Annotated in this window: 22 protein-coding genes; 4 read left to right on the top strand and 18 right to left on the bottom strand. The window is 34.9% G+C overall.

The window, feature by feature from the left end:
* Positions 1 to 31: 31 nt before the first annotated feature.
* Complete coding sequence (locus tag I5M07_RS06830) at positions 32 to 1,468, bottom strand: circularly permuted type 2 ATP-grasp protein (protein ID WP_200105473.1); 1,437 nt, start codon at positions 1,466 to 1,468, stop codon at positions 32 to 34.
* A 343-nt stretch (positions 1,469 to 1,811) separates the two neighbouring features.
* Here I5M07_RS06830 and rbfA point away from each other — a divergent pair, with 343 nt between their 5' ends.
* The 4 genes from rbfA (at position 1,812) to I5M07_RS06810 (ending at position 5,521) form a co-directional block, all read left to right on the top strand.
* Positions 1,812 to 2,204 carry a 30S ribosome-binding factor RbfA gene (gene rbfA, locus I5M07_RS06825; protein ID WP_200105472.1) on the top strand — a complete coding sequence of 131 codons (393 nt, stop codon included), beginning with the start codon at positions 1,812 to 1,814 and terminating at the stop codon, positions 2,202 to 2,204.
* A 1-nt stretch (position 2,205) separates the two neighbouring features.
* Positions 2,206 to 3,405 carry an FtsX-like permease family protein gene (locus I5M07_RS06820; protein ID WP_200105471.1) on the top strand — a complete coding sequence of 400 codons (1,200 nt, stop codon included), beginning with the start codon at positions 2,206 to 2,208 and terminating at the stop codon, positions 3,403 to 3,405.
* A gap of 174 nt (positions 3,406 to 3,579) precedes the next feature.
* Positions 3,580 to 5,007: an MATE family efflux transporter gene (locus I5M07_RS06815; RefSeq protein WP_200105470.1), complete on the top strand. Its 1,428-nt coding sequence runs from the start codon at positions 3,580 to 3,582 to the stop codon at positions 5,005 to 5,007.
* Between the two features lie 142 nt (positions 5,008 to 5,149).
* On the top strand, positions 5,150 to 5,521 hold the full coding sequence (locus I5M07_RS06810) for a hypothetical protein (RefSeq protein ID WP_200105469.1): 372 nt from the start codon (positions 5,150 to 5,152) through the stop codon (positions 5,519 to 5,521).
* A gap of 93 nt (positions 5,522 to 5,614) precedes the next feature.
* Here I5M07_RS06810 and dusB read toward each other — a convergent pair whose 3' ends face one another.
* The 17 genes from dusB to I5M07_RS06725 form a co-directional block, all read right to left on the bottom strand.
* Entirely contained in the window at positions 5,615 to 6,607 is a 993-nt protein-coding gene (dusB, locus tag I5M07_RS06805) for a tRNA dihydrouridine synthase DusB (RefSeq protein WP_200105468.1), read from the bottom strand.
* A gap of 154 nt (positions 6,608 to 6,761) precedes the next feature.
* Positions 6,762 to 8,048, bottom strand: coding sequence for a phenylacetate--CoA ligase family protein (locus I5M07_RS06800; protein WP_200105467.1), 1,287 nt, complete (start codon positions 8,046 to 8,048; stop codon positions 6,762 to 6,764).
* Complete coding sequence (locus I5M07_RS06795; protein ID WP_200105466.1) at positions 8,045 to 9,709, bottom strand: C45 family autoproteolytic acyltransferase/hydolase; 1,665 nt, start codon at positions 9,707 to 9,709, stop codon at positions 8,045 to 8,047. The genes I5M07_RS06800 and I5M07_RS06795 overlap by 4 nt, the downstream gene beginning before the upstream one ends.
* Positions 9,710 to 9,716: 7 nt before the next feature.
* Positions 9,717 to 11,234, bottom strand: a complete 1,518-nt coding sequence (locus I5M07_RS06790) for a phytoene desaturase family protein (RefSeq protein ID WP_200105465.1) — start codon at positions 11,232 to 11,234, stop codon at positions 9,717 to 9,719.
* On the bottom strand, positions 11,231 to 14,908 hold the full coding sequence (locus I5M07_RS06785) for a 1-acyl-sn-glycerol-3-phosphate acyltransferase (RefSeq protein WP_200105464.1): 3,678 nt from the start codon (positions 14,906 to 14,908) through the stop codon (positions 11,231 to 11,233). The genes I5M07_RS06790 and I5M07_RS06785 overlap by 4 nt, the downstream gene beginning before the upstream one ends.
* 41 nt (positions 14,909 to 14,949) lie before the next feature.
* Positions 14,950 to 16,125, bottom strand: a complete 1,176-nt coding sequence (locus tag I5M07_RS06780; RefSeq protein ID WP_200105463.1) for a DUF2062 domain-containing protein — start codon at positions 16,123 to 16,125, stop codon at positions 14,950 to 14,952.
* A gap of 15 nt (positions 16,126 to 16,140) precedes the next feature.
* A complete protein-coding gene (locus I5M07_RS06775; RefSeq protein WP_200105462.1) occupies positions 16,141 to 16,626 on the bottom strand; it encodes a hypothetical protein in 486 nt (161 codons plus the stop codon).
* Between the two features lie 2 nt (positions 16,627 to 16,628).
* Positions 16,629 to 17,000: a hotdog family protein gene (locus I5M07_RS06770; RefSeq protein ID WP_200105461.1), complete on the bottom strand. Its 372-nt coding sequence runs from the start codon at positions 16,998 to 17,000 to the stop codon at positions 16,629 to 16,631.
* A gap of 3 nt (positions 17,001 to 17,003) precedes the next feature.
* Positions 17,004 to 17,603, bottom strand: a complete 600-nt coding sequence (locus I5M07_RS06765) for a porin family protein (RefSeq protein WP_200105460.1) — start codon at positions 17,601 to 17,603, stop codon at positions 17,004 to 17,006.
* Between the two features lie 34 nt (positions 17,604 to 17,637).
* The gene (locus tag I5M07_RS06760) at positions 17,638 to 18,273 is read right to left on the bottom strand and encodes a hypothetical protein (RefSeq protein ID WP_200105459.1); all 636 of its coding nucleotides are present in this window, start codon (positions 18,271 to 18,273) and stop codon (positions 17,638 to 17,640) included.
* On the bottom strand, positions 18,239 to 18,868 hold the full coding sequence (locus I5M07_RS06755) for a LolA family protein (RefSeq protein ID WP_200105458.1): 630 nt from the start codon (positions 18,866 to 18,868) through the stop codon (positions 18,239 to 18,241). Before I5M07_RS06755 ends, I5M07_RS06760 begins: the two co-directional genes overlap by 35 nt.
* Positions 18,858 to 19,517, bottom strand: a complete 660-nt coding sequence (locus I5M07_RS06750) for a polysaccharide deacetylase family protein (protein WP_233621976.1) — start codon at positions 19,515 to 19,517, stop codon at positions 18,858 to 18,860. Before I5M07_RS06750 ends, I5M07_RS06755 begins: the two co-directional genes overlap by 11 nt.
* A 113-nt stretch (positions 19,518 to 19,630) precedes the next feature.
* A complete protein-coding gene (locus I5M07_RS06745) occupies positions 19,631 to 20,692 on the bottom strand; it encodes a beta-ketoacyl synthase N-terminal-like domain-containing protein (protein ID WP_200105456.1) in 1,062 nt (353 codons plus the stop codon).
* Entirely contained in the window at positions 20,689 to 21,888 is a 1,200-nt protein-coding gene (locus tag I5M07_RS06740; protein ID WP_200105455.1) for a beta-ketoacyl-[acyl-carrier-protein] synthase family protein, read from the bottom strand. The genes I5M07_RS06745 and I5M07_RS06740 overlap by 4 nt, the downstream gene beginning before the upstream one ends.
* A gap of 131 nt (positions 21,889 to 22,019) precedes the next feature.
* Positions 22,020 to 22,277: a phosphopantetheine-binding protein gene (locus tag I5M07_RS06735; RefSeq protein ID WP_200105454.1), complete on the bottom strand. Its 258-nt coding sequence runs from the start codon at positions 22,275 to 22,277 to the stop codon at positions 22,020 to 22,022.
* Entirely contained in the window at positions 22,265 to 22,894 is a 630-nt protein-coding gene (locus I5M07_RS06730) for a 3-oxoacyl-ACP synthase (protein WP_200105453.1), read from the bottom strand. The genes I5M07_RS06735 and I5M07_RS06730 overlap by 13 nt, the downstream gene beginning before the upstream one ends.
* 31 nt (positions 22,895 to 22,925) lie before the next feature.
* A complete protein-coding gene (locus tag I5M07_RS06725; RefSeq protein ID WP_200105452.1) occupies positions 22,926 to 23,930 on the bottom strand; it encodes a virulence RhuM family protein in 1,005 nt (334 codons plus the stop codon).
* Position 23,931: the final 1 nt, after the last annotated feature.

Raw genomic sequence — 23,931 nt, 5'->3', positions numbered from 1 at the left:
TTTAATTAGTACTGATTTTTTTGAAGTATTTTTATTTTAAAATCCAAGTGTCTTTACTGCCGCCCCCTTGTGATGAATTTACGACCAAAGAACCTTCTTTTAAAGCAACTCGAGTTAATCCACCGGGCACAATTTCTACCCCTTTTGGGCCACAAAGTGCGTAAGGTCGTAAATCAACATGGCGTAATTTTAATTTTCCGTCAATCAAACAGGGCACGGTGCTAAGCTGAATAATGGGTTGGGCAATAAAATTTCTCGGATTATTCACAATGGCAATTTTGGCTTCTTCCAACTCTTCTTCGGTAGCTTTGTTTCCCATAATCATTCCGTACCCGCCACTTTGGTTGGTTTCTTTAATAACCATCTGATCCATGTTTTTAAAAACCAATTCTCTTTCGTCTGCATTTTCCATTCTGTACGTAGGCACATTATTCAGGATGGGTTCTTCGTTTAGATAATATTTAATCATATCGGGCACATAGGCATACACGGCTTTGTCATCGGCAACCCCATTTCCAACGGCATTTACCAAAGCAACATTTCCTTGGCGGTAGGCGCTCATAAGTCCCGGAATTCCTAAAGTGCTATCGGGTTTAAAAACCAAAGGGTCTAAGTATTCATCATCCAAGCGGCGGTAAATAACGTCTACTTGTTTTAGGCCCGAAGTGGTTTTCATGTATACTTTGTTGTTATTTACTACCAAATCACGCCCTTCAACTAACGGGATTCCCATTTTTCGAGCCAAATACGTATGTTCATAATAAGCAGAATTGTACACGCCTGGAGTTAGCAAAACCACATTGGGATTGGAAATATTTCGGGGAGAAAGTGACACTAAAATATTGTGAAAAAGCATCGGATAACTGCTCACCATACTTACTTGGCTGGCGGCAAACATATCCGGAAAAATACGTTTGGTAATTTCTCGGTTTTCGAGCATATAACTCACGCCACTGGGACATCGTAAATTATCTTCTAACACATAAAACTCGCCTTTTGCTCCTCGAATCAAATCGATACCGGCAATGTGAACATGAATGTCATACGGTAACTTAATGCCTTGTACTTCTTGAATGTAATGCGGACACGAAGCGATTAATCCCGCCGGAATAATTCCGTCTTTGATAATGTTTTGTTGGTTGTAAACATCTTCTAAAAAAAGATTTAGCGCCGTTAAACGTTGCTTGATGCCGTTTTCGACAATTTGCCAATCTTCTTGGGTAATAATTCGGGGGATAATGTCAAAAGGAAAAATGCGTTCAATTCCTTTTTCATCATCGCTATACACCGTAAAGGTGATGCCTTGATTCATAAACATGTCCGAGGCTTGTTTTTGTTTGGTGCTCAGACTTTTGTTCGAAAAGCTTTTTAATTTTTCAAAAACAGGGCGATACGAGGCTCTAATGCCTTCTTGGCTAAACATTTCATCCCAGCCATACGCATTTAGTTCGGGTGTAAATTTTGTCATGGCTATTTATTGAATAATTAGTAAATGGATTATTATGTTTTTAAATAATCAATGTTTTGACTAAAATTACGATATTTTTAAGCTAAATTTATCTTTATAGTAAAAATTATTCAATTTTTGAGATTGTCGTTTTTTTGGCAAATAGTTTTTGCGAATCAGCCGAAATAAAGAATATTTTTTTTGCTTGTTCGCAATGATTTTGGTGATTAAATTTGTTTTTGAAAGATTTCGATTAGGCAACTCTTCTGTTAATAGTAGCATAAAAGCACAAAAAAGGGACATAAAATCAATAGCTTCTTATTTTCAGAATAGCGGATGACTTAAAAAATAGTATTTTTGCAGTATGGAAACAAACAGACAAAAAAAAATAGGCGGTGTCATCCAGAAAGATTTGGTTGATATTTTGCAAGGTGAAGTGCGAAAAAATGGAATTACCAATTTGATAATTTCCGTTTCGAAAGTGAGTGTAACGACTGATTTATCTGTGGCCTCTGTTTACTTGAGCATTTTTCCGCAAGAAAAAGCCAAAGATACTTTGGCAGCTATTAAAACCAATAGTACTTTAATTAAACACGATTTATCGCAACGCGTGCGTTTGCAATTAAGACGTGTGCCAAATCTTAATTTTTTTATAGACGATTCTTTGGATTATATCGAAAAAATAGACAATGCCTTATCAGGAAAAGAAAACCCTATCGAAAATCCAGATTTGTTAGAAAAACGAAGAAAATCGTAATTTGAAATTCCCCTTATACATAGCCAAACGCTATATTTTTAGCAAAAGTTCTAACAATGCTATCACCATTATCAATCGCATTGCTAGTTTGGGTATCATTGTGGGTACAATGGCTTTGTTTGTGGTTTTATCTGTTTTTAGCGGACTTAAAGAGTTTAGTTTGTCGTTTACCAACGAAATTGATCCCGATTTAAAAATAGAAAGCGCTAAGGGAAAATCATTCGAATTTACTGCTGAAAATTTACGCCAAATCAAGGGCATTGAAGGAATTGAATCGTATACAAAAGTAATCGAAGAACGTGTTTTGTTCGTTTTTAAAAATAAACAACAAGTAACCTACCTAAAAGGAGTCGACGAAAATTACCAAAAAGTCAGTAATATCCAAACCCGATTGTTTAGCGGAACTTGGTTAAAACCCGAAACGTTTCAGGTGGTAGTAGGTTTCGGAATTTGTCGCAATTTTTCGATGGGTATTTTAGACTTTGAAAATCCGTTGCAAATTTTTGCACCCAAACCAGGCAAAGGAACCATCGATTCGCCGGAAGAAGCTTTTAATAAAACCGAAGTTTTACCCGTAGGTATTTATTCCATTTCCGAAGATTTGGACTCCAAATACGTTTTTGCCGATTTGCAGCATACGCAAGAATTATTGCAGTATAAACCCAATCAGATTTCGGCAATTGAATTTGATTTGAAACCCGATGCTAACGAAAAGCAAATAAGCCAACAATTAGCCCAGATATTTAAGCAAAAAATAGTCGTAAAAAACAGAGCGCAACTTAATGCTTCGTTGTACAAAATGCTCAATACCGAAAATATTGCCGTTTATTTGATTTTTACCCTAGTGATTATTGTGGCGCTTTTTAATTTAATTGGAGCCTTGATTATGATGATTTTAGATAAAAAACAAAATTTAAAAACGCTTTTTAATCTCGGAACAGAAATCCGTGGTTTACGTCAAATATTTTTATTGCAAGGAACCTTACTCAGTTTTTTTGGTGGTCTAATTGGATTGGTTTTGGGGATTATTTTAGTGCTATTGCAGCAACATTTTGAACTCGTCATGATTACGCCAACCTTGGCATATCCCGTTGTTTTTTCTTTTGAAAATGTTATTATTGTCATGATTACCATTTTGATTTTAGGCTTTTTAGCTTCGTTAATTGCAAGCAGTAGAGTTAGCAATAAGCTGTTGCATTAAGATTTCAGTCTTACAAAACTTCCTTATATTTACTGTCTTAAAATTCACTGTATATGATTGTTTCTGCCTAATCCTATTTTATTTTTTTAGAATAATTAGGATACTTACGTTTTTCTTCTTTTTCAGTTCAGATAAATGAAATCTGGGCAACTTTTATTTTTATCCTAAAGTATCATGACAGAAACAGTTATAAAGAAAAGTTTATTTTCTAAAATTTTCACCACATTAAAACAAGCGCTGAAAGGCGACGAATCATTTGATTACACAGCCGGAAGCATTAAAAAAGCCGTTATCTTATTAGCTATTCCGATGGTTTTAGAAATGATGATGGAATCGGTTTTTGCTTTAGTCGATTTGTATTTCGTCGGACATTTGGAACACAGCAGTTTTGCGATTCAGACCGTTGGTTTAACCGAATCCGTTTTGACCGTTATTTATTCTTTGGCAATTGGAATGAGTATGGCAGCAACAGCAGTTGTGGCTCGTAGAATTGGAGAGAAAGATCCCATTGCAGCTGCAAAAGCCGGAATGCAGGCTATCATAATTGCATTAATCGTTAACAGTATAATGAGTATTTTCGGAATAGTTTATGCGAAAGACATTCTGATTCTGATGGGATCCTCTGTTGAATCTGCCGAACACGGTTACCGATTTACCCAAATCATGATTGGATCGAGTTTGTGCATTATGCTTTTGTTTTTGATAAATGGCATTTTTCGTGGCGCCGGAAATGCGGCAATTGCCATGAAAAGTCTTTGGATCGCTAACATTTGTAATATTATTTTTTGCCCGATTTTGATTAACGGTTTAGGTCCCGTTCCGGCTTTTGGGTTGATGGGAGCTGCTTTGGCAACCACTTTCGGAAGAAGTATTGGTGTTTTGTATCAGGTGTATCATTTGTTTTTTGGAAGTGGTGTTTTAAAAATTAAAATCGCCTATTTTGTTCCCGATTTTAAACAGATAAAAGCGTTGGTTAAAATCGCAGCTCCCGGAATTTTACAGTTTGTAATAGCTTCCTGCAGCTGGATTTTCTTAGCACAGCTAGTGGCCAAAACGGGAGGTGATCAGGGTTCTGCAGGTTATCAGACGGCTTTGCGAATTATGATGTTTTTTATACTTCCGGCTTGGGGTTTAAGCAATGCAGCAGCTACTTTGGTTGGGCAAAATTTAGGAGCCAAACAAATCGAACGTGCCGAAAAATCAGTTTTCACTACGGCTAAATATAACGTGATTTTTATGGCTTCGATTATGATAATTACATTGTGTTTTGGAAATTATATTATTTCTTTTTTCACCAATGATGAAGGAGTAAAAACGATTGCAACTGAAGCTTTACATATTATGTGTATCGGCTTTATTTTCTACGGGATTGGAATGGTTTTAATCAATACCTTCAACGGGGCAGGAGACACCTGGACACCAACCGGAATTAATTTCTTCGGTTTTTGGCTGTTTCAAATTCCGCTGGCTTATGTATTGGCAAAACATTTTAATCTGGGACCAAAAGGTGTTTTTATTGCAATTCCGGTTGCAGAAACCGCGATAACTTTAGCGGGGATTGTTCTTTACAAAAGGGGAAGATGGAAACGCACTTTGGTGTAAAATTTAATTACAGATTGATCGGTTCTGTAAACAATAATGGGCTTTTTTTTCTTTGTGCGTACTGAAATAATTTCCATGCTGTCGAAAATTAGTTAGTTATAAAATGATATTAAAATTTATAGAAACTTTAAAAAATTAATTTATGAAAAGGCTTATTATTATTATTATTATATCTGTAATTTCGTGTAATAATAAGGAGCCATTGAAATTAATATCTGACAATAATTCAGCAACTTATTTTCGAGAAAAGTTATTTAATAAAAAACTTATGGACAGCCTAAACTATCTTGTATTGAGTAAAGGTGATACTTTGGCTTATAATGAATTAAAAGGAATTCACTACATAGGAGAACAAAAATTTACCGGGTTTCTATATTATGCATTAATAATGTCCAATAAATATAATTACAAAGTAGCTTCATTCGACGTTTATGATATTTTAACAACTGAGAAGAAATTTTTAGATATAAAGACCAAAAAAATGGCTAATGAATATTTATTAAAAAGTAAATAATATGATAAGTAGCCTCGGTTAGTTTTAGAATGAGCCGAATAGATTTAAAAAGTAAAAAGACCTTCAAATTTTCAAATAAAGGTCTTTTATATTTTAAACAAATTCATATCCTGCATAAACCCGTTCAATTTCTTGCATAATAGCGAATAAATCTTCTGGAGCATCAGTAGTTACTAATTTTTGTTTGTATTCTTTAAACGAATGAATTCCTTTGAAATAATTGGTATAATGGCGACGCATTTCTACAATTCCCAAACGTTCTCCTTTCCATTCCATTGACCATTTTAAATGATTTCTGGCAGCTTCAACACGATCACCAACGGTTGGAGCAGGCAAGTGCTCACCAGTTTTAAAGAAATGTTTGATTTCGTTAAAAATCCACGGATAACCAATCGCGGCACGACCAATCATAATACCGTCAATTCCGTATTCATTTTTATATTTTAATGCTTTTTCCGGACTGTCGATGTCTCCGTTTCCGAAAATAGACATTGTAATTCTCGGATTGTTTTTTACACGTGCAATATGCGACCAGTCAGAATGCCCTTTGTACATCTGCGCTCGGGTTCTGGCATGAATGGTTAAAGCTTGAACACCAATATCCTGAAGCCTTTCGGCAACTTCATCAATATTGATGGAGTTATCATCCCAGCCCAAACGGGTTTTTACCGTAACAGGCAAATCAGTTCCTTTTATAACTGCTTTGGTCAAACGAACCATCAAATCCACATCTTTCAAAACGCCGGCACCAGCTCCTTTGCACACAACTTTTTTTACCGGACAGCCAAAATTGATATCGACCAAATCTGGTTTTACCGTAGAAACAATTTTCGAGGACATTTCCATTGCTTCTTCATCACCACCAAAAATCTGAATTCCGACAGGGCGTTCGTAATCAAAAATATCCAATTTCATGCGACTTTTAATGGCATCCCGAATCAATCCTTCCGATGAAATAAATTCAGAATACATCATGTCAGCTCCGTGCGCTTTGCATAATCTGCGAAATGGCGGATCACTAACATCTTCCATCGGTGCTAGTAATAAAGGAAATTCGGGTAATTCTATGTTGCCAATCTTGACCATCTTCATTATTTTTTGCAAAATTACAACTTTTAGTTCAATTAAAAAGATTCTGAGTTTCTAAGACGCTAAGGTTCTGAGTTTTTATACTTGTTTAATTTTAAAAAGAAAAACTCAGAATCTTAGAATCTCAGTATCTTAGCAACTTAGAATGAAGTTACCTATAGTCAAAAAACCGAATTGGTTTTCGGCTCATCGGATTAAAAACCAATTGATTTAAATGTTCTTTGGTGGCGAATTCAATTTTTGGCGTTACTCTTAATTTGGCTCTAAAGTGATCTTTTATTTCTTGTAAAAATTCGGGAGTCTGATTTTTTACGGCAATTTTTATCAGGATTTCATCGGTGCCTAAATCGCTGGTCGAAATTTCGATCAAATGATTTTCGATGTTGTCAAAACTGCTCAAAATATCATTCATCGCTGGCGGATAAAGTGTTGTGCCTTTGTATTTTATCATTTGTTTTTTGCGCCCGACAACAGGCCCGACGCGTAACGTATTTCTGCCACAAGCGCAAGGTTCGTCGTGAAACTGAACCATATCGCCGGTTTTAAAACGAAGTAACGGCATGGCTTCAATTCCTAAAGTAGTAAAAGTAAGTTCGCCAGTTTCTCCCTTTTTTACAGGCTGATTATTTTCGTCTAAAACTTCTACAATAATCAGTTCCGGATGATGATGCCCGCCTTTTCCTTGTTCACATTCGGTAAAAGCAGTGCTCATTTCAGTCGAAGCATAAGTGGAAAACAACTTGATATTCCACTTTTCGGTAATTTTTTTTGATAAAATATTCATAGAAAAATCCTGTTCACGCAACGATTCTCCAATGCAAATGGCACCTTTTATGCCCGAATTGTTGTAATCGATTCCGTGAATTTCGGCATATTCAATTAATTTTAAAAGAAACGAAGGAACTGTAATTAAATAAGAAGGTTTGTATTTTAAAATAGAATCCCACTGCATTTCCGGAATTCCGGCGCCAACACGAATAACGCCGACTTTCAATTTTCGAAGACCCAAAAAATAAGCCAGACCCGCCATAAATTTTCGGTCGATGGTAGTCATTAATTGTACAACATCGCCTTCTGTAATTCCGGCGCAGGCAAAAGAAATGGCTTCGTTATAAGCCAGCCGATCCAAATCAGAATCGGTTAAACCAAAAGTCACCGGATCGCCTAAAGTGCCTGATGTTGTAGCGTAATCGATAATTTTGTGCTGCGGAACACACAAAAAATCATCATTGTATTGTTGCAAATCTTCTTTAGTGGTAACAGGTAAAAATTGTAAATCTTCGAGGGTTTTTATTTTCGAAATGTCAATATTTTGTCCGGCAAAAAGTCTTTTGTAAAAGGGGGAATTTTGGCTAATGTAAGTTAAAAGTTCTCCTAATTTCTGTTCCTGAAAAATTTTAATTTGTTCTAAAGTATCTTTTTCTATTGCTGGAATCATGGTGATTTTCTTTTGAGTTTTTTCAGATATTCTTGAATTTTTGCTTTTTCAGGAGCAGTTGTAATTTCTTTGGATACTGCTTTTTCAAAATTTTCCCGAGCCCGATAGAATTCTTTTTTTTGATAAAAGTACAATCCTGCTTTGTAATACACAACCCAATAATCGGGATTTAAAGCCTGATAATGTTGAATAAAATCATCTGAAATCGTTTGTTTTTTTTCTAGCAGCGAATCGATTTTATGATCTTCAGTTTTAAATTTTTGATAATTGCTATAAGCAGTAGTTTCTAAAAAAGGATCTTTGGCAATATTTAAACGTTCTTTTTGAAGAGATTTTACAGAATCGTTTTTAGGCAGATTGAAAACAGCATTTAAATCATAACAGACAAATTCGCCCAATTGATAAGGATTTGCAGAGACCCATACCAGTTTATCTTTAGGTTTGAAAATAATGCCATGATGCGCTATTAATTGATTTAATGCTTTTTCGTTTCCATAACCCAACGGAATATTTTTTAACCCCTTTTTATCACGAAGAATTTCGGAAACTGTTACCGGATTTATTTTTGGATTTTCGGCTAAAAGTTCCTGAATTCTTTCCCATCGATATTCTGAATGACTTTCTTCCCGAAACTTCCTATTGCGTTTGTCTTCTTTAAAAACGGCACTCTGAAAATGATTAGAACAAATTAATTGATTGGTATTCGTTTCATAAACCCCCATTTTTTCTGGCGAAACTTCAATTAAAATCGCTTTGTTATCGTATGCGCTTCCTACCATTATTGATTCAGAAACGAAGACTTTTCTTTTTTTGGCAATAGCAATGGCTTCGTCTATATTTTTGGCATATTGTAAAATTTCGCGGGTCAAAATAGAAATAGGCGTTTTCGCACTAAGCGGAATTTTGGATTTCGCAGCATTAATTGTAACAGTTACACCTTCCAGGTTCATGCCCGAAACTACTCCAATCATGCCAGGCCAGGTCATCATCATAAACGGATGTCCTTCTTGGGGTTTTATAAATTCAACGATTTTATTTTTAGCAAAATCATCATTGACATAAAAATCAAAATTACGTCCTAAAATGATATTTCCGTCTTCCGATTTTTCATTCCATACTGCAAATGAAGAACAGCCTACCAAAGCTAAATCTTGTAGAGCATGACCAATATCGTGTGCGCCATGCAAATACAAACCGCGTTGGTATTGAGGTGCAATGTTGTCCAATTCATGCGAAGTATACGAAGAAACGCCAAAAATCTCGGTTTGATATTCGGGTTGAATGTTTAAATATAATTTTCGGTTGTACCATTTTAGAAAACGACTCAGCATTTTTTGCTGAAAGTTTGAAGGCACAAAATCTTCTATTTTAGAGAAGAAAACCTGCTGTTGTTTTTTCAAAAGTGAATCTGTTAAAGCTCCGGTAGTGAGACCAATTTCTAATGGATTTCCTTCAACGTATAATTCCCAAAGACCTTGTTTGTTTTTAAAAAACGAATTTTTGCCGGAAACAAAAACCGAATCGGAAAGCGGCCTAACAACCGGTTTGGTAATAGTATAAGCACTAAGATCAGGAAGGTGTTTGGCCGATTTTGAAACACCACAAGATACCAGCAGGCTTAAAAAACCGATAAATAAACAAGAAGTTAGTCGGTTTTTCATAGTAGGTTTAAGTATTAGCCTGCTTAATTTTAGTCATCAAATATTCTTTTCCAACAATTTCTGCACAAGTGATTACCGCACCAATAGTAACGCCTAAAACGCCATGCATGTTGATACTTTGCCCGGTTAGATACAAATTGTCTAATTTGGTTTTTGACGGAATCATAGTTTTCATCGGATCATTTGAATCTTTAACATAACCATACATGTTTCCCCGGTCGCCTCCAATATAATCGCGATACGAAAGCGGGGTTGAGGTATGAATCGATTGAATGCAGTCTTTTATTCCGGGAAATTTTTTTTCGATTTTGTCTAAAAATTTCGATGCTTTTCTGTTTTTAAATTCTTCATAACTTTCGCCACGATTATTTTCTTGGGCAACGGTATTAAACGTATCGGCCCAAGGCAAGACATCTTCATATTTCATGTACGTTAAAAAGGTCATGCCTTCGGCCCAGATTTCTTCTTTTTTAGAAGCATTCATCGAAGCCATAAAGGTTTTTGGCCACGAATTTTCATCATAATCATAAGAAGTCCAAACATCATCTGCACTTTTAAAATGGTAATAATTATGATTGATATACTTGAACGTTTTGGATTTAAAAACAATATACAAGCTAAATGCTGAAAGTACACTATCAAGATTTTGAATGCGGTTAAAAAAGGGCTTTCTAAAGTTTTCCTGTCCCACCATTCTCAAAGTTGTTTTCGGTTCAATATTCGAAATAAAAAGAGAGCCTGCGATTGTTGTTCCGTCTTTTAATTCAACATAATGGACCCGATTATTATTGACTGCAAAACGGATTACTTCTTTGTGTTTGTAAAATTCGCCACCGTTTTTTTTAAGCTGCTTCAACAATTGTTTGGTAATCTGACTGCCGCCATTGATACAGCGCCAGGCACTTTCGATGTAGGAGTTGGTAATGAGGGCATGTACATAAAAAGGCGATTTATCGGCAATGCCCGCATATAGAAAATTAGAACCTGCCAAAATTGCTTGGAGCTTTTCATTTTGGGTAAAAGATGCGATGGTTTCTTTTGTATTTAGCGTAAAAATTTCAGGGCCATATTGGCCTTCCGAGTTTACATTATAAAGCGGAAAAGAGGCACAGACGGATTTGATTTTTTTGCAGTAATTTTTAAGATTTGTTTTTTCTTCAGGGAAATATTTTGTCAGTTGTTCAATGAAATTTTCGAAACCCTGTGCATGCGGATATTCGGTATTATCCTCTTCAAAAGAAATAATATCGAATGCATTTTTGTCTAATTGTTTCAGATTTAATTGATCGACAATACCCAAATAGTTGAAATATTGATATAGATTTTGTCCTTTACCTAAACCTCCGATATAATGAATACCAGTATCAAAAATGGTTTTGTCCCGAACAAATGTCTGAAGATTTCCGCCAAATTGATTGTTTTTTTCGAGCACACAAACGCTGTAGCCTTCTTTTGCCAGAATGATAGCCGAAACCAATCCGCCTAAACCGCTGCCAATTATGACTACATCGTACTGTTTTTTCATCCTTTTTTCTTTAAAACGATTAAAGCATTTTCTTCGGCAACAATTTCAAAATCGGTTAACTGATTTTTCAAGCGGGAACAATTCACTAAAATTATAGAAGAAGCAACTGGAATTATTTTTTTGATTTCTTCTTGATAACTTTCGCTGGAAATTAGAACTGCATCGTAATGATTTTCAAGTGGCAATTCTAATTTTTCGAGATACGTTATTTTTCTCTTTTTAGCTGAATAATTGGTTTTGGCTACCGCGCGTTTTTCTTCATCATTTATAAAAGAAACTATTTTTCGCTGTGGTTCCTGTAATGCCAGTAAAACATCCAGTTGCCCGTAATCGTTGGCTAAATGCAGAATTTTAGCTTTCGCCGAAAGATACTGATTTAAAAGGTAATAGGTTTCTAAATTTGTTTTTACATCTTGTTTTACAAGTTGTACAACGTCATTTTCTTTATAATCGTAACTGGCAATAAGCATTTTTTTGAAATAATCTGGGCCTTCTAATTCTTGTCGGATTTTATGAAATTTGGTTTTGAAAAAGGTACTGATTTGCTTGGTTCTTTCGGTATAATTTTTCCCGAACGAATGATTTTCGGGTGTAATTCTTTCTAAAATCGTAACCGTTAATTTTCCGTGATGAATAACAAAATCGCCTTTCGGAATTAACTCCGAAGCGCCGTGAATTACAATCGGGAGAATATCCAAATTGAATGTTTCCGCTAGAAAAAAAGCGCCTTTATGAAATCGTTTGATGACGTTGCTCTCGGAACGGGTTCCCTCAGGAAAAACCATTAAAGAATAACCTTGTTCTATTTTTTTTCGTAAATGTTCAACTCCACCTTCCAAACCTTCCGAAACGGGATAAAACCCAGCTTTTCTCACCACACCGCCAAAAATAGGTGAGTTATACACCCAATCGCTTACCAAGAAAATGATTTTCGGACTCAGCATCCCAATCGCTAAAATGTCTAAAAATGAAGCATGATTGGCAATAATTACGGCCGGTTTTTCAAACGTTACATTGAAATTATTCACTACTTTTTTGCGAATAAACGGATTGGAATACAAGACCGATTTCATGAATTTTGAAATCACATATCGGAAAGCTTTCATTTTTGATTTTTTGCTAAAAGGTAAAATCGGCATAATCGTAAAACTGAAAACCGACATTACGATGCCGCCCAAACCGTAATAAGCAAACGAAATTACACCATGAACAAAAGTGGGCAACTGAAAAGGCGGATTTCCTTTTTCTGGTCGATTCGATATTACCAGTTTAAACAAAATCGGGTAGAAGATAAACGTGATAATTAGCGCTGCAAAAACCCCAATTAACGAAACCGATGAAATGGATTTTAAAGCAGGATGTTGTGCAAAAATCAGGGCACCAATTCCTAAAATGGTCGTGATAACCGCTAGAATTATCGAGGTTCTGTAAATTGCTATTTCATTTTTGCCGGTCGTATATTCTTTTTGAAGCGCACTGGTCATGAAAATACTAAAATCAACTCCGTGACCAAAAATAAGGGTACACACAATCATACTGAAAATATTCATCTGAATGCCAAAAATGCCCATAATTCCTGCGGTTACAATTCCCGTTAACGCAATCGGAATACAGCTAACAATTACCAATTCGATTCTTCTGAAAAAGAAAAACAGAATTAAAATTACAGCAAGAAAAGAGTAATTTACCAGTGAATTAAAATCGGTTTTTAAAGTGCTGAAAAACGTTTCGTTCATCTGCTGACGATCGATTGCAATTATATTTTCTTTAGTTGAAGCCGATTTTACAAAAGCGTCTCGTTGTTTTGGCGATACTTTTACTAAAGTTGAAATCGTATAAAAACCATTTTTTTCGGTTATGAATTCTTGTAAATGAAGCGCTTTGATTTTGAGGAATTCAGCCGCAGAAATGGGTTTGAAATCAAAATCTAAATGATCAAAAAACAACGTATAAGTCGAAGGTTTAAAGCCAAGTTTAGCGCTTTCAGCAATTAATTCCGATTGTACGAATTGTTTTTTCTGTGAATTCCAGAACGAATTCCATTTCTTGATTTTTTCGATTTGTTCTTTTTGCGAAAGCACAATACCGCCAACAGAACTAAAGTTTAAAATTTTATCTTGTTGTTTTTCTTTCGATAAATCTTTAAAAAGTCGGCTGTTGTGTTGTAAAACTTCTTCCATCGTTTTTCCGTACGATGCGACATAAATGGTTTTGGAAGTTAAACTCGTACTTTCTTCCAATTGTTTTTCGGCAGCTTTGATTTCGTTCGGAATAAAATTCAGTTGCGATAAATCGTTATTAAATCCGACATTATTATATGTGAAAAAACAAATAATCGTAATGATAGCACAAAGTCCGATTAAGATTTTATTGTTATGAAAAGAAAAATGCGCCAGTTTATCGATTACATTTTTCTTTTGTTCTGTCGGATTTCCGTTTGGTTTATATAAATGAGGAACAATCAAAAGCGAAAAAACAGCCGAAGCCATAACGATTACGGCAGCAAAAATGCCAAGGTCATTTAGCGCATCTGATTTTACAAAAAGCAGACATAAAAAAGCAACCGCCGTGGTCGAACTGCTCATGATGACCGGCATCGTGATGTCTTTGTACAAGGTTTTAATATCGCTGTTGTGTTTGTAGTGCGTAAGAATATGAATGGAATAATCGATCGTAATTCCGAGTAAAATTGAGCCAATTCCGAGCGAAATGGCCGAAATTTGTTCCTTTACAAAGTATAAAAATGCCACCGCAAACAAACCACCAAACAGTGTTGGAATAAAAATGATAATCGGAATCAGGATTTTACGGTAAAATAAAATCAGAATCAACATTAAAGTAAACATCGCGATGGATGTGGTCAAAATGATATCATGCTTAATTTGATTAGCATTGGCAACCGCAATTAAAGCTGAACCAAAATAACTAATCGAAGTTTTTCCTTTAAATTTCGTATTTAGATTTTCCTGAATCGATTTCAACTTTTCAGCAAAAATGGTATTCTTAGCCGTTTCGCTTGATGGAATATTGGAAGTGATAAAAAGTAATAATTTGGTTTTATCTTTCGTCATTACAAAACCATTTTCGAGCGTAAAATCGTCACCTAGATTAAGTTGCTGTAATTTTTTTAAAGCAATGAACGAAATCCCAAACGGATCCCGCTGTATAAAATCTTTTGTAATAAATCCGGAAGGCGAAATAATCGATTTGTAATTTCCCTGAACCGTTGCGGCAATGCTGTCTTTTTGCAGTTTGTATTCGATGCTCGCATAATCTTTTTCATCTAGAAAAAGTGGCAGGTTTTGGTAAACAAAATCAATCGTTTCCTGAATGTTTTCTTCGTCAATTTTTCCTTGAATTCCGCTGATGAAAGGTTTGCAGGAGTTGGAAACGCTGTCTGAAAAGGCAGTCGCCATTTCTTTCAAATCATCGACAGAACCTTTTTTTTCGAGTTTGAAAATAACGGTGGTTTTATCTGCAAAATTGAGTTGTTTTAAAACTTTAGCGGTAACATCAGCCTTATCGTTTGTTGGAATTAATTTGGTAATGTCTTCTTCAAATTTGATTTGAGAAGCGAAAAATCCGAACATAAAAAGCATCAAAACAGCCAAAAAAACCGATAGCGATTTTCTTCGAGTTACAAATAAATGAATGGCGTAAAAGTAGTGATGCATGATTTAAGGAGAATTTTACCCAATACTAATGGCAAAAATAACTATATTTTTTCGACCGCTTTTTGGGAGAAAGCCGTTAAAAGTAAATAACTAATCAAACCAACGATTAGCGCCGAAACGGATGCTAAAATAAGACTTCCTACGATATATTGTGTAGCATTTTTTTGAATATCATCAAATGTGAGCGAACTGTCTAAAATTAAAATGGAATCATTAGCAACAAAAAAGCTTCCCATTTTAAGAGATCCATAAATTACAAACGGAATAAAAGGTGGGAAACTCACATTAGAAGCCAGATAAGCAATGACTTTGTTGAGTTTGAATAAGGCGGCAAAAGTAAAAAGCAAAATGGTCTGAAAGCCCCAAAAAGGCGAAAACCCAATAAAAATTCCCAAGGCAATGGATGCCGATTTTTTGAAATTAGAATCATTACTTTCTAAAATATCTTCGAGAAAGAATTTTTTAAATCCTTTTTTTTTTGCTTTTCTAAAAAAATCACGCGGTTTGATGTAGAGCAAAGCATTGGTGACCAAAACCGTATTTAGAATGCTGATTCGGGTAAAATCACGAAACGGGCGAAAATGCGAAACCCGCTCGGCAGGATCGTACAAAACCTGAATCGGAATGTTTTTTACTGTAATTCCTTTCCATGCCGATCGTACTATTACTTCAATTTCAAACTCAAATTTATTGGTGTAAAATCGTTTTGGAAGCAACAGAAGCGGATACAAACGAAAACCAGACTGAGTGTCGTCGAGCTTAATCCCGGTTTCGAACTTGAACCAAAAATTCGAGAATTTGTTACCAAAACTGCTTTTTTTGGGTACACCTTCTTGTGTCATGTTGCGGCTTCCAATTAAAAGTGAGTTGGGTTCTTTTTGAATTTCGTCAATAAATTTCGGAATGTCGGAAGCAAAATGTTGCCCGTCAGAATCGATGGTGATGGCGTATTGAAAATTTTGTTCTAATGCTTTTCTGAAACCATTTCGAAGCGCACGTCCTTTTCCTAAATTTTGCGGATGATGAATTTGTGTTAACTGCGAATACGATTTTAAAATTTCGCTCGTAGAATCAGTTGAACCATCATTGACGATGATGATATTTGTGGTGAAATCTAAAACAGCATCCACTACTTTTTTCAGTGTTTTTTGATTATTGTAGGTGGGAACAATAACGCAATAGTTAGTCGAACGAAGCAATTCTTGCTGTGATTTCATGAGGTTTATATGAGTTTACTTTACAAATTGCTTCTCTTTTTCGGAGAAACTTTTTGACTGTAAAACAAAATCTTTTAAATAGGCTTTTAAGGCTGCATTTTGCGAAGCATAATGATCCGTCAGGAATTTTTTATCCTCTTTGATATTTTTTTTGTAACCGGTTATCGGCGGAACATTTTCCTGAATACTCAATCGAATCATACGGATTTCGATGTTAGTCGGTTGTTTTTTTACGGTAGATTCTAAAAGTAACGCACCTTCTTTAAAGCGATCCATTTTGTCTTGTACTTTTTTTTCGAGCTTCGAATCTAACAAAATCGAAGCCGCTTTATAGGCAACTAAAATGGGTTCGTCATCTGTCGAAATACCAGTTAATTTTGCTGTGAATTCTTTAGCATTTGCATCCGATTTGGTTACAGTTTGGTATATTTTTCTAATTTCAGTCAAATCCTGAGCACCTACAAAATTTACCCACAATAACAATGTTAGCAGCAGTTTCATCTTTATATTTTTTTAAAAATTGTACTCAATTTCAAAGCAACGGTATCGTTAAAATAGGTGGTGTTTTTTACTTTTACCAAATTGTCTTCGGTTAGGCTAATGTCCAATTCCAAACGCAGTTCCGGATTCACTTCGGGATTAATTAAAGCCATAAATTTGACATTAGAAAGTGTTTGCATCATCAACGTTTTTTGCGTCAAGTTCTCGGTTACTTCTTTAATAATCTGAATCATGCAAACACCAGGCATAATCGGATTTCCCGGAAAATGACCTTTGAAAATTTCGTGTTTTTCATTAACCAAAATCGTAATCGTATGTTTGGCATCTGCTGTTTTTTCTTCCGAAAGTATTTGGTAAAAGTCTTTTAAAACCATAGTTTATTTCACTTTAAACGTATAACTAATTCCAAATTGGAAAACGGTATTTAAGATAAGATCATCATAATAGTAGTTGCTATCAATACCATCGTATCCGTAAATATCGATTAAACCTTGTTTAAATCGTGCTTCAAAACCTAATCCGTTCGGTAAAGTATACCCAATACCTCCAACAATTGAAAAGTCGGTTCCAATAGGATTATAATCGTATGCAGGAAAATTATCATCTGTTTTAATATCTAATGAAGGACCGCCTAAAATATGAAATCCGCCTCCGCCAAAATGAAATTTAGCAACAGCTCCAATAGAGATATAATTTAAATCGTAATTTACAGTACGCGATCCCGGTCCTCCAATTTCAAATTCACGAACTTCTGCACCTTGTCGCGTATAAGTCAATTCAGGCTGAAGTGTAAAATATTTATTGAATTTTATCGCTACAAAACCCCCGGCATAAAAATCTGATTTAGGATCGCTGTCAAAATTGGTCAGGTTTGAAATGTTTAAACCGCCTCGAATTCCGGGGCTTACGGTTACTTGCGCCTGTAATTTCACAAGACTCATTAAAAATACAAAAGCGATTAGGGTAATTTTTTTCATTTTATTTGGTTTAAGATTAGAATTAAGAATTGTTTTATTCTGATTTAAAATAATTTAACTCGATTTTTAACTTGATGTTTTGATGTAAAATGACGACTTTTTGAGCAAAACTATCGTTTTCGGAAGTAAAAGTAATTGTTATTTTTTCTTTTGTGTGAGAGGCACGAATGATTTTTTCCAATTTCGACTCTTTTTTAGTTAAAAAAAGATAGTTATCCTGATTACCATCGGCTGATTTGTAAATGATAAAGTTTTCATTTTCAAAAGCTTGCTCAATTTTAAAATCTTGTTTTAATAACAATCGAAAATCTTCTTTTAAAGTGTTAATCAGGATTTTTCGGTCTAATTCTGATACTATTGAATGGATTTTAAAATCGTTTTCAGAAATTTCAAAATCGAGTAGTTTATTGCCAAATTCGGTAGTAAAAACAACACGGTGCGTGGTATAGTTTATTTTTTTGGCAATGAAAATCCCAGACATTTCGTGACCGTACACCGAAATATTAGTTTTGTAAACATAATCGTTTTTCGAATTGGCAAAATAAGGAACTTCAATTTTGGTTTGGTCTAATTCTTTTGGTGTATAGTTTTTTGAAACCGAACTGCAAGAAACCAAAACAAGCAGCCAAAAGCAATTAATTAGTAAAAACGGATTCGTCGATTTTTGCATTGATTACTTTATTTTTTAGTACAATTCGGGTATAATCTTCAGAGGATTCCAGCAATTTTACCTGAACCACACTAGCATCTTCTTTATCAAAAGTCAGTTCAATTTGTTTGATGTATTTTTTCAAAGTCGCCTCTTTCGGAATGAATTTTGCCAGATTTTTACCTTTCAATTTAAAATACGAAATCGTAAATGCCGCATCGTCAAACATGTTGCCGCTCACGCTTCCAACAATCAATTTGTTAATTCTTGCAAAGATTTTGCTGTTGCCAATATCAACCGCACTTTTCTTTCCTTCGTCGTTAATCAGAATTTTTCCGTTCTTGAAAACGATGCTGTAATTATATGGTTTTTTGTATTGCCAAGACAACAACGCCGGTTCTTTAAAATACATTTTCCCTGAAGTTTCAATGTCTTTTGACAGAAAATCCAAATGTTTGTACTGAACAAAATCGGTACTTAAGGTTTTGATTTTTTTCGAAACCACATTTACTTGTTGCTTAAAAGTGCTAATTTCGGCCTCGGTCATTTTTTGTTCTTGCGCCGATACATTCAAGCCGATTAGTATAAAAAAGAATAAAAATAGTTTAGTCCGCATAAGCTTTAAGATTCAAAAGTTCTTCCACAGAAACCACTTCATAATTGTTTTGCTGTAAAAATTGCAAAAACTGTTCCAATACCAAAACAGAGTGCTTTCCCGTGTCGTGCAAAAGTACAATTCCGCCGGGAGAAATTCGTTTTTTAATTCGGTTCAAAATTAATTGTTGATTTTTTGTGCCGCCGTCAAGCGAACGAATATTCCAACCGATTACTTTGTGTTTTGTAATTTTCAAAGCTCTTCGAATCGAAGGTGTCGTGACTCCATAAGGCGGACGGAAAAAGTTGATTTTTTTGGAGGTGTATTTTTCCAGTAATTTGTCTGTTTTTCGGAGTTCATCTGTTATTTTATCTTCATGATATAAGTCGAAAAAAGTAGCATGACTGTACGAATGATTTCCCACTAAATGACCTTCAGCAATCACTTTTTCAAGAATTTCTGGATGTTTTTCGATATTTTTTCCAATGCAGAAGAAGGTAGCTTTGGCATTGTATTTTTTTAAAACTTCTAAAACTTCCAAAGTAAATTCACTTGGGCCATCATCAAAAGTTAAAGCGATTTTTTTTTCTGTTTCTAACGGATTATGGCAGAACGCTTTTACATGATAATTCGAAGAAATTCGAGCAGAACCAAAGGCATTTATTCCCAACCAAATCAAAAGAATTAAAACAAACCACCCAAAATGTATTGCCGTGTAAAGATTCAGAAGAAGTAGTAAAAGCAATAAAAATATAAAAAAAACAGATATGTTTTTATGCGTTATCATTTGGAAAGTAACGTAAAACTATGATTTTTTCCGTTTACCTGATTGTATAATAAAATGGTGTTATAAGCTGATTTTGTAACCGAATTTACTTTTACAATTTCCGGAATTTCCTGCGTTTTTAAAATTTTTGACGCTATCCACAGTCCAAAAGCCGAAGCGGTGTCGTATGCGCCGCACAAATGTTTGTAATACAATTGCGGTGTTTGGTCAAAAGTATTTTCAGCTAGATTTTTATAAAAAATATCCGATTCTAAATTTCCGTCAAAACCTAAAACAACAGCATCAAGATTGGAGATTTGTAAATTATTGTTTCTTAAGAACGTAATTATTTCCGATTCGATTTCGGTTTCTTCCAGTTTGTTTTTAATTTCAACATCCAAAATTTCAGCATAAGTTGACTCTTTTCGTTCATTTTCTAATACAAAAAAACTCGCGCCTTCGCCATACACAACGCCGGTTGAATTAGCATTTAAAACGTTGGAAGGTAGATCGCTTTCTTTTTTGATTCTTCCGGCTAATTTAAAAAGAGACAAAGTATATGCACCATTTTCATCAACACCACCCACTAAAATTGAATTCGCTTCTTCTCCTTCAATCTGCATTTTGGCATCCAAAAGCGCCGCCTCAAAAGAAACGGCGCCGTTGACATACGTAAAATTGTAACCTTTGCATTCTAATGAAAGTGCGATTTGTGCACCAACAGTATTATGAGTCGACTGAATAAAAGAAGTTGGCGTTAAAAATTCTTCGTTGTTGTCCAGAATATTTTTCAGGAATTTTTCAGAATCTTCGATGCATCCCAAACCCGTTCCGGTAATAATCGCGTCAACATTTTCGATGTTCGCATCTTTCATCGCCAAAGCCGAAGCTACGATTCCGTTTTTGACACCTTTTGCCATTCGGCGAATTGCGGCAGGAGAAATATAATCTTTGTAAACCGGAGGAACAATCGAAAGAACCGTTTCGTTTGTATTAACTACAGCTTTTTCTAAAAAAACAGTATCAAATGTTTTTTGAGTCGAAATACAACTTACTCCATTTATAAATGTTTTTTTCATTTGCTTTTAGAAAATATAAGGGTTGAACAATTTCCGCCAAAACCAAAAGAGTTGGATAAAACGTGTTCTATTGGTGCCTTTTTTAAAGTAGTCTGCGGTTTCAAATCAAATTCTTCCATCGGAATTTCGAAATTCAAATTTGGATAAATGACATTGTGTTGAATGGCCAAAACGGAATAAACTGCTTCAATTGCAGCCGCCGCTGCTAAAGTATGACCTGTATAAGGTTTTGTTGAACTAAAAGCGGGCACTTTTCCATTTTCGTAAATTCGAAGTAACGCTCTTCCTTCCGATAAATCATTATTGGGCGTTGCGGTTCCGTGAACGTTGATGTAATCAATTTCAGTTGGTTGTAAACCCGAAACTGCAAAAGCTTTTTTCATCGCTAAATAAGCGCCATCACCATTTTCTGAAGAGGCCGTTTGATGAAAAGCATCGTTTGCATTTCCGTAACCCGAAACTTTGGCCAATACTTTTTTGTTGTATTTCTGAACCATTTCATCTGATTCTAAAACCAAAAAAGCGGCTGCTTCACCTAAGTTTAATCCTTTTCTATTGTTGTCAAAAGGTTTGTTATAATCATCGGATAAAATCATCAATGTTTTAAATCCGTTGATGGTAAATTTTGCCAAAGCATCTGTTCCGCCTACAATAACCCGATCTAATTTGCCGGTTTTGATCAGTCGAGCGCCCAACATAATGGCATTTGCTGCTGAGGAACAGGCCGTACTTATTGTGGTAACCATTCCTTTTAAACCTAATTCTGAAGCTATTTTTTCCGCCACATCGCCACCGTCGTGACAGGAAATGTATTTAATCAATTCCGGATTTTCGAAATAATCGTAATAATGGGTTTCGGTCATGTCCATTCCGCCCACACTCGTAGCCGAAATCAATCCGGTTCTACATTCGTTGATTGAGCTAATTCCGGCATTTTTAACCGCTTCTTTGGCAGCCAAAGTACCAATCAGCGCTGTTCTCGAAAAATTATTGTTTTCAGAAAGCTGTAATTCGGCAACCAGTTCTTCGTTGGTTTTTTTGATTTCGCCCACCTGGATTACATCAGCATGAACCGTACGAATATTTTCAATACGGGAAATACCGATTTTATTTTCGATTAACGACATATAATTTTCTTCGACTGAATTTCCAATCGAAGAAATAATTCCCATTCCGGTTATGGCGACTCCTTTCATCTAATTTAGATTTTAGATTTACGATTTTAGATTGTGAACGTTATCGACGTTTTAAAATTTGACAAAGTTGTACATTTTCAGATTTCAGTAAGATTTTCAGAAATCCATAATCTAAAGGCAGCAATCTTCAATTATTTGGTTCTGTTGGCGCTAATATAAGTTGCCATCGTTTCGATTGATTGGAAAATGGCTTTTCCTTCTTTCGGGTCAACCAGTTTAATACCGTAATCTTTATCTAAAATCACGATTAATTCCAAGGCATCAATCGAGTCCAAACCCAAACCGTCTCCAAACAAAGGGTCGTTGTCGGCAATGTCTTCTACGGCAATGTCTTCTAAGTTTAAAGTGGTGATGATTTTATTTTTTAATTCTTCTTTTAATGCTTCCATGATGCGTTTTTGTATAATGTATTGATAGTTTCGTTCGTGTATTCTGTGTTTTCTTCCTTACCGATGAGGCAAAGAAACGCTTTGTAATGGTCATTAAAAAATTCGACCCAACCGCAAAGCACCGTATCAGCTTTATCCGAATTTAGTAAAATAGTTGCGTAATTCGAGATAAAATCCGTGTTGAAAGTATCAAATATAAAGAAAGAATTTTCACTTTTCAGCTGATGACGGATACTTATTTCGCCCAAGCAAATATTAGGCAGCGTATAAACAAAAACTGCCGGACTCGGATAATAGTTTTCTTTGTCTGAAATCGATTCTTGATATTTTACATCGGTATCCAAACTCGAAGATTTATTGGCCAAAAGCAAAGCGATATTGTTTTCTGTTTCCGCAGAAATAATCGGACTCAAAAGCAGCTCTGTACCCAAAAAAGCCAGTTTACTCAACCCATCCATTTTGAAAAACTTCGGATATTGAATGTCAAAATTGCGATAGGCTTGTTTGGCAAAATCAGCAAAATCGGTTGGTTCCGTTTTGAATGCTGAAGTTCCATTCAAAACCATTTCGTTGTTTTGGATGGTGATGTAGGATTGTATGTAGGTTTTTTGAGTCATGAGACATATTCAAAATTATCAGACAATTGTTTTATTTTTTCTTTCCGATTTGTTTTATCTCTTTATCAAAATCTGAAATGATTTTTTGAGTTTTATTGAACTCATCATATTCTTTAATGGCTTTTTTATCAGCTTGAATTTTCGATATTTTGCCTTTTCCTTCTAGAATTTTATATTCATTAAATGAAAGAAACTTATTTACACTTGTTGCTAATTGTTCCATTGTGAAAGTATTTTCTCTTTCAATCAAACCTTCTATATAATCGAAATAACCTGTAACTGTTCTTTCTAGTTGAGTTATTTCTTTCTCTTGTAAATAGTTTTTAGCAACTATAACATCTGATTTTATGATTCTTCCATCAGGAGCATTTTTCCAAGTAGTAAGACCCATATTCTCCTTTTCCTTGTCAGCATTTTTATGAATAATTTCTGCAGCAGTATTTCCAGTTATAGCAAAGTGAAACTTATTTTGAACCATAGCATAAAAGTTTTTGGTAACTTCTGAATTTCTATCATAATCAATACTGCATTCTGCAAAAATATCACTTACTTGTTGGTAAATGCGACGTTCGCTGGCTCGAATCGAACGAACTCTGCGTAATAATTCTTTGAAATAATCTTTTCCAAAAACGGTTTGCCCTTGTTTTAACCGTTCATCATCTAGTACAAAACCTTTGACTATATATTCTTTTAGAGTTTGGGTTGCCCATATTCTAAATTGAGTTGCCTTTGCTGAATTTATACGATATCCAACCGAAATAATAGCATCTAAATTGTAAAATTTTTGATTTCTTGAAACTTTACGATTACCTTCAAATTGAACTTGTAAGATTTCCTTACAAGTTGAATTTTCTTGCAATTCTTCAGATTCATAAATGTTTTTGAGGTGTAGTGTAATATTTTGAGGTGTAGTACCAAATAACTCACTCATACCTTTTTGCGTGATCCAGACAGTCTCATCTTGCACAATAACATTAACCCTAACATTTCCGCTTGGATGATTATAAATTATAAATTTAGTTTCATTATTTTCCATC

The sequence above is a fragment of the Flavobacterium agrisoli genome, from assembly GCF_016522065.1.
In the GTDB taxonomy this organism is placed as follows: Bacteria; Bacteroidota; Bacteroidia; order Flavobacteriales; family Flavobacteriaceae; genus Flavobacterium; species Flavobacterium agrisoli.
This window is presented reverse-complemented; position numbering and strand designations above follow the sequence as displayed.

What these genes read in the sequence shown, in the direction of transcription:
- I5M07_RS06790 (WP_200105465.1), bottom strand. Translation starts at nt 11,234, where the DNA reads ATGAAAAAACAGTACGATGTAGTCATAATTGGCAGCGGTTTAGGCGGA.
- I5M07_RS06765 (WP_200105460.1), bottom strand. Translation starts at nt 17,603, where the DNA reads ATGAAAAAAATTACCCTAATCGCTTTTGTATTTTTAATGAGTCTTGTG.
- I5M07_RS06730 (WP_200105453.1), bottom strand. Translation starts at nt 22,894, where the DNA reads ATGACTCAAAAAACCTACATACAATCCTACATCACCATCCAAAACAAC.
- I5M07_RS06760 (WP_200105459.1), bottom strand. Translation starts at nt 18,273, where the DNA reads ATGCAAAAATCGACGAATCCGTTTTTACTAATTAATTGCTTTTGGCTG.
- dusB (WP_200105468.1), bottom strand. Translation starts at nt 6,607, where the DNA reads ATGGTCAAGATTGGCAACATAGAATTACCCGAATTTCCTTTATTACTA.
- I5M07_RS06740 (WP_200105455.1), bottom strand. Translation starts at nt 21,888, where the DNA reads ATGAAAGGAGTCGCCATAACCGGAATGGGAATTATTTCTTCGATTGGA.
- I5M07_RS06745 (WP_200105456.1), bottom strand. Translation starts at nt 20,692, where the DNA reads ATGAAAAAAACATTTATAAATGGAGTAAGTTGTATTTCGACTCAAAAA.
- I5M07_RS06795 (WP_200105466.1), bottom strand. Translation starts at nt 9,709, where the DNA reads ATGAAAAACCGACTAACTTCTTGTTTATTTATCGGTTTTTTAAGCCTG.
- rbfA (WP_200105472.1), top strand. Translation starts at nt 1,812, where the DNA reads ATGGAAACAAACAGACAAAAAAAAATAGGCGGTGTCATCCAGAAAGAT.
- I5M07_RS06775 (WP_200105462.1), bottom strand. Translation starts at nt 16,626, where the DNA reads ATGAAACTGCTGCTAACATTGTTATTGTGGGTAAATTTTGTAGGTGCT.
- I5M07_RS06780 (WP_200105463.1), bottom strand. Translation starts at nt 16,125, where the DNA reads ATGAAATCACAGCAAGAATTGCTTCGTTCGACTAACTATTGCGTTATT.
- I5M07_RS06810 (WP_200105469.1), top strand. Translation starts at nt 5,150, where the DNA reads ATGAAAAGGCTTATTATTATTATTATTATATCTGTAATTTCGTGTAAT.
- I5M07_RS06830 (WP_200105473.1), bottom strand. Translation starts at nt 1,468, where the DNA reads ATGACAAAATTTACACCCGAACTAAATGCGTATGGCTGGGATGAAATG.
- I5M07_RS06725 (WP_200105452.1), bottom strand. Translation starts at nt 23,930, where the DNA reads ATGGAAAATAATGAAACTAAATTTATAATTTATAATCATCCAAGCGGA.
- I5M07_RS06770 (WP_200105461.1), bottom strand. Translation starts at nt 17,000, where the DNA reads ATGGTTTTAAAAGACTTTTACCAAATACTTTCGGAAGAAAAAACAGCA.
- I5M07_RS06800 (WP_200105467.1), bottom strand. Translation starts at nt 8,048, where the DNA reads ATGATTCCAGCAATAGAAAAAGATACTTTAGAACAAATTAAAATTTTT.
- I5M07_RS06785 (WP_200105464.1), bottom strand. Translation starts at nt 14,908, where the DNA reads ATGCATCACTACTTTTACGCCATTCATTTATTTGTAACTCGAAGAAAA.
- I5M07_RS06755 (WP_200105458.1), bottom strand. Translation starts at nt 18,868, where the DNA reads ATGCGGACTAAACTATTTTTATTCTTTTTTATACTAATCGGCTTGAAT.
- I5M07_RS06735 (WP_200105454.1), bottom strand. Translation starts at nt 22,277, where the DNA reads ATGGAAGCATTAAAAGAAGAATTAAAAAATAAAATCATCACCACTTTA.
- I5M07_RS06815 (WP_200105470.1), top strand. Translation starts at nt 3,580, where the DNA reads ATGACAGAAACAGTTATAAAGAAAAGTTTATTTTCTAAAATTTTCACC.